At 41.7% G+C, this 3,962-nt stretch carries 4 protein-coding genes; 2 read left to right on the top strand and 2 right to left on the bottom strand.

Translation table 11 applies throughout. The annotated features are described in order from the left end of the window. Positions 1-606: 606 nt before the first annotated feature. Positions 607-1,173 (bottom strand): DNA-3-methyladenine glycosylase I, encoded by a 567-nt coding sequence (locus tag MsAg5_RS09215; RefSeq protein WP_338100340.1) that lies wholly within the window; start codon positions 1,171-1,173, stop codon positions 607-609. Between the two features lie 154 nt (positions 1,174-1,327). Between MsAg5_RS09215 and MsAg5_RS09210 the strand changes: the two genes are divergently transcribed. Both MsAg5_RS09210 and MsAg5_RS09205 read left to right on the top strand, forming a co-directional pair. Continuing rightward, entirely contained in the window at positions 1,328-1,939 is a 612-nt protein-coding gene (locus MsAg5_RS09210) for an undecaprenyl diphosphate synthase family protein (protein WP_338100339.1), read from the top strand. Positions 1,940-1,966: 27 nt separating this feature from the next. Then, positions 1,967-2,440: a DUF5817 domain-containing protein gene (locus tag MsAg5_RS09205; protein WP_338100338.1), complete on the top strand. Its 474-nt coding sequence runs from the start codon at positions 1,967-1,969 to the stop codon at positions 2,438-2,440. Between the two features lie 129 nt (positions 2,441-2,569). Here MsAg5_RS09205 and MsAg5_RS09200 read toward each other — a convergent pair whose 3' ends face one another. After that, positions 2,570-3,751: a redox-regulated ATPase YchF gene (locus MsAg5_RS09200; RefSeq protein WP_338100337.1), complete on the bottom strand. Its 1,182-nt coding sequence runs from the start codon at positions 3,749-3,751 to the stop codon at positions 2,570-2,572. Positions 3,752-3,962 lie beyond the last annotated feature (211 nt).

Below are 3,962 nucleotides of genomic sequence, written 5' to 3'. Positions count from 1 at the left end.
TTAGATGAAAGGCCGGAGCGGCTCAGTAAAATGTTTGTTTGTTTGTTTGTTTGTTTGTTTGTTTGTTTGTTTGTTTGTTTGTTTGTTTGTTTGTTTGTTTGTTTGTTTGTTTGTTTGTTTGTTTGTTCGAGTGTAGAGTTATCAAATAAATTATTCATAAAAGTTTCCCCCGACATATTATATATTAAAAGTAAAATGAAATTAAGACAAATTGTGTGTTGAAAAGGCAAATAATTCAATCGGCAAAAACAAATCAGAAACCCGGAACAGTAGCATTGAAATATGTTTTTACGGTTCTTATTACATGAATAATAACAGATTATATGATTTGCATTAAAATATAATTACAATTAAAGAATCTCTTTTACCATATTTAACCGCAAAAGTATCTAATCGGATACTAAAAGATATCAAACCTGAAACCGTCTATTTTTAATAACACTATTATTAAAAATATTATAAAAATTAATGAATTGAAAAGAGGCTGCCGCGAATTTCATAAATTGTCAAAAATATAATTATGAAATATATAATATTTGAAAAATAGAAAAGAGGAAGAAAGGAGGAAGAAATGTGAAAAAATATTAAAAAGTGAATTAAGTTAAGTTAAACACCTTCATACAAAAAACAATCCGCCGTATGATCATCAACAACGCCAACCGCTTGCATGTAAGCATAAACGATGGTCGATCCGATAAATTTGAACCCTCGTTTTTTCAATTCCTTGCTGATTTTATCGGATAATTCTGTTTGTGGCGGAACTTCCGACATCGATTTCCAACTGTTTTTGATTGGATTATTATCCACGAACGCCCACAAGAAATTGTCAAAACTGCCGAACTCGTCCTGAATTTTCAAAAAGGCTTGAGCATTTGTGACCGCCGAATTGATTTTGAGGCGGTTTTTGATGATACCGGAATTACCCATCAGCGTTTCGATTTTATCGGCACCGTAACCGGCAACGATATTCGGATCGAAATTGTCAAACGCTTCCCGGAAATTTTCCCGTTTTTTCAAAACCGTGATCCAGCTGAGCCCAGCCTGCATGCCTTCTAAAATTAGCATTTCAAACAGAATGCGGTCGTCATGAACAGGACGTCCCCATTCGTTGTCGTGATAATTTTGATACAAAGAATCATTGCCGGCCCAAGCGCACCGAGTCTTATTTTTCATCGTTTTATCTCTCCTTCTCTCTTTTTCTGATTAGATAATTGAAGCGAAACTTTAAGAATGAATATTCATGTGTAGAGATAAAATAAAACGTCAGATGTTCATATAACTAATCACAAACAACCACACGCCGAATCAAAACCCGGACAGAGGAAATATGGGAAATGTTTTAAAAACACTTTTGATCACCGCAAACGAATGCGACTATCTTGAAGAGAACACTCTGTCCAAAATCGGCGGTCATATTTCATTTATCAAAAAATCCGGCATCGAAAATGTGATTTTTCACGTGAATATTTTAAATGCCATCGGCGATGAAAAGCGAAACCGTTTGACATTGTTTTTGAAAACGGAAATCGACAAGACGTTTGGAAAAACCGCAACGATTGTTGATAATTATACCGATATTGAAAAAACCGGCACAGCGGACGCTTCCGTTTATTTCGTCTTGGGGCTTGGCGGCCGCAGCGAATTGAAAACAATTCTGTCAAAAATGATCCGGGAAAGTCAAAACCAAAATCAAGCGCTTGACGCCGAAAAAATGACGGCGGACGAGGTTCAAAAATTCATTTCCGGCAACTTGATTCTGCCGATGGAACCGGACTTGGTTTTATCTTGTCACGAGGAAACGCTGACCGATTTTATGATTTGGCAAACGATTTATTCGGAATATGTGTTCATCAAAAAAAGCCTGAACGACCTGACGACCGCCGATTTGGAAAAAGCGTTTACGGATTTTAAGAACCGGCAAAGACGCTACGGCGTTTGAAAATAATATTTTAAGGACCCGAGTATTATGTATCTTGTTTTTGTTTGTCCGAAATGCGAAAGAAACGCGCAGCTGCTGGAACCCGGACATAAAACCACACGTTGCCAACGCTGCAATTCAATCATTCAAACGAAAAGTTTGCGGATTCTCGGCGCTTTTGAAGACCGGGAAGACGCGGTGCTTCTGCGTGCGCAGCTTCAAGCCGAACTGGCCAACCAACCCGACGGCGTTCCGGTTCAAAGAAAAGAAGACGGAACGCTTTACCAAGCCAATTATCACGCCTTTGAAACAAAAGAGCCGCCGAAAACAAAACCCAAAAAAGCGGACGAAATCATTTGCGCCGTTCTTCGAGAAAAAGGACCGTTGATCGTTGCCGACTGCGAATATTATTGCAAAGAAAAAGGACTGGAACCGGAAAAGTTCCAAGAAATGCTGCAAAAACTGATTCTCAAAGGAGACGTTTACAGGCCGGACAAAGGAATTGTCGCGCTCGTTCCGTAACAGATTTTTCATTTTATTTTGCGGGCGCCGGCGCGCGCGTTATGGCGATCATTTATTCATGCCGCCAAAAAAAGTGAGTTGACCGTTTTTGATCAACTCGAATTAAAAAATAGAAATTAATTTTGATTTTTACTTCGCCGTCGACACGATTTTAATCACGTCGCCGTCTTTCATCTCATGCTTTTCCGCGAGGCGCATTTTACTTCTCGCGTCCACTGCATACAAAAATTTGTCGCCGATTTCCGAGTGAATCCGGTACGCCAAATCCTTGCACGTCGAGCCGCGTTTGACCAAATAAGCGTCCGGAAGCATGTCACCCATCTTGTTCGCCCATTTGCCTTCGTCTTCGACCGGATAAACCACAATCATGTCCAAAATGCCGAAAACAGCTTCATGAATACATTTTTGAACGCCGGTTCCGCCGTTTGTTTCCAGTAAATGTTCCACCGATTTGAGACCTTTTTCCTGAGCGGGCGTCGGTGTCCCCAGAATTTCGAAGTGGTCGTCGCCGGGAACGTATTTGATCAAACCGGCTTTAGAAGCTGTTTTGAGCGCCAGTTCTGCGGCGGCGCTGATAAAAATAACCGGTTTGCCGACATCGGTCAATTCCGCTTTTGTCTTTTCCGGGGCAACGTCGCATTTGTTGGCGGCGATAATCATCGGTTTGCTTTCCTTGCGAATCACTTGGCAAAGAACGACCATGTCTTCTTCCGTCCAATTTTGAGCTTCTTTGTTGCCGAGCTTCGTTTCATGAAGCGCAAACAAAGCGTGTTCCACCGTGATGCCGGCGCCGCTTAACTGGTCGGCGATGACTTCTTCCAACTTCAGGTTTTCGGCTTTGATCTTTCTGGACAGCTTTGACCAGTTGCGGTTGAGAATTTCAAAAAGCCACATTTCAAGTTCATAATCCAAAAATTTAACGTCGGCCGCCGGGCTGCCGGTGCCCATATCAATCGGATTGCCTTCCGGATCGGTGCTGCCGGACGCGTCGACGACGTGAATGATGGCTTGCGCCTGACGGAGGTCGTCTAAAAACGCATTTCCGAGACCTTTTCCTTTGTGCGCGTCCGGAACCAGTCCCGCCACATCGATGATGTCAATCGGAACGTAACGGATGCCGTTCTCGCATTTATGGCAGCGCGTCTCGCGTTCCAGGCAGGGACATTTGGTTTGAATATACGTCACGCCGTGGTTGGCATGAATCGTCGTAAACGGATAATTGGCAATCTCAACGTCTGCAAGTGTTGCCGCTTTAAAAAAAGTTGATTTGCCGGCGTTCGGTTTTCCGGCGAGTCCGATGGTCATTGACATAAATTGTAAAACGGGCTTTAAAGATTTAAAAGCTTTCAGAAAATAAAAAGAGAATAAAAAGTGAAAAATAAATGAAAACAATGGAAACCTGCATTCAACGGAGAAGTGCATAATTCCGAAAAATAGAAGTGGGTGTTTATCTTCCTATTTTTGCCCAAAGGAAGTAACACCCGTGAACCAAACCATCTCCGAGTATAAAAAATATAGTCAT

The organism is Methanolapillus africanus (assembly GCF_032714475.1).
Lineage (GTDB): Archaea > Halobacteriota > Methanosarcinia > Methanosarcinales > Methanosarcinaceae > Methanolapillus > Methanolapillus africanus.
This window is presented reverse-complemented; position numbering and strand designations above follow the sequence as displayed.